The organism is Rhodanobacter ginsengisoli, from assembly GCF_042657065.1.
GTDB classification, from domain to species: domain Bacteria; phylum Pseudomonadota; class Gammaproteobacteria; order Xanthomonadales; family Rhodanobacteraceae; genus Rhodanobacter; species Rhodanobacter ginsengisoli.
Window position 1 is genome coordinate 1 of sequence record NZ_JBHSNF010000011.1, and the last position, 1,623, is coordinate 1,623.

1 protein-coding gene is annotated in these 1,623 nt (G+C 68.0%); it reads left to right on the top strand.

What is annotated here, in order from left to right:
• Window positions 1–1,623 (top strand): beta strand repeat-containing protein (locus tag ACFPPA_RS19040; protein ID WP_377322840.1); only part of this gene is annotated, 1,623 nt, incomplete at both ends.

The following is a 1,623-nucleotide window of genomic DNA, read 5'->3' on the forward strand; positions in this document are numbered from 1 at the left end:
CGACATCAGTGCCGCGGCCGGCGGTGCGTCGATCGTCTCGCTGTCGGGCAACGGCAACGTCAGCCTGGGCACGAACAACCTCACCCTGAGCAACGGCAGCAGCACCTTCGCCGGCACGATCAGCGGCGGTGGTGGGCTGGCACTCGATGGCGGCACCGAGATCCTGTCCGGCGCCAACAGCTACAGCGGTGGCACCACGATCAGCGCAGGCACGCTGCAGATCGGCAACGGCGGCACCACGGGTTCGATCGTGGGCGATGTCACCGACAACGGCACCCTCGCCTTCGACCGTTCCGATGCGGTCACCTTCGGCAACGTCATCAGCGGCAGCGGTAGCCTCACCCAGGTCGGCAGTGGCGTGCTGACTCTGACCGGCACCAACACCTACACCGGTGGCACCACGATCGGCACCGGCACGCTGCAGCTCGGCAACGGCGGCACCACGGGTGCGATCGCCGGCGACGTCACCGACAACGGCACCCTCGCCTTCGACCGTTCCGATGCGGTCACCTTCGGCAACGTCATCAGCGGCAGCGGTAGCCTCGCCCAGGTCGGCAGTGGCGTGCTGACTCTGACCGGCACCAACACCTACACCGGCGGCACCACGATCGGCACCGGGACGCTGCAGATCGGCAATGGCGGCACCACGGGTGCGATCGCCGGCGACGTTACCGACAACGGCGCCCTCGCCTTCGATCACTCCGACGATGTGACGTTCGCAGGCGCCATCAGTGGCAGCGGCACGCTGACGCAGAATGGCGGTGGCGTACTGCTGCTCAACAGCATCAACAGCTATACCGGCGACACCACCGTGGCCGCCGGCACCTTGCTGGTTGGCGACAGCGCCCACCCGACGGCGTCGATTGCCGGCAATGTCGGCGTCGACAGCGGTGCCACCCTGGGCGGCCACGGCACCATCGGCGGCAACGTGGCCGTCGCCAGCGGCGCGCACCTCTCACCGGGCGGCAGCATCGGCACGCTGACGGTGGCTGGTGACCTGACCGTGGCGCAGGGCGCCATGCTCGACTACGAGTTCGGTGCACCCGGTTCCGACTACAGCACCGCCGGCACCGGTGACCAGGTGGTCGTGGATGGCAATCTGACGCTCAATGGTGCCACCTTGAATGTCGTTGCCGACCCCGGTTTTGGCCAGGGTCTGTACAACGTGTTCAGCTACGGTGGCTCGCTGACCGAGACCAACGGCGGCGTCACCCTCGGCACCGTGCCGGCAGGCAGTACCCTCAGCATTCAGACGCTGACCGGCAGCAAGCAGATCAACCTGCTCAACACGACGGGTCTGACCCTGGACTTCTGGAACGGTAACGGTCAGGCCTCATCCACGCAGTCGGGCGGCGGCAACGGCACCTGGTCAGTCACCTCGCCGAACTGGACCGATGCCACCGGCAGCGTCACCACGGCGATGCAGCCGCAGCCGGGCTTCGCGATCTTTGGTGGCGCCGCCGGCACCGTCACCGTCGACAGCGCGGCTGGCACGGTGAGTACGACCGGCATGCAGTTCGCGACCAACGGCTATGTGCTGGACGGGAACGCGCTGACCCTGGTCGCCAACGGCAGCATCGCTCCCGCGATCCGGGTCGGTGACGGCAGCAGTGGCGGGGCCGG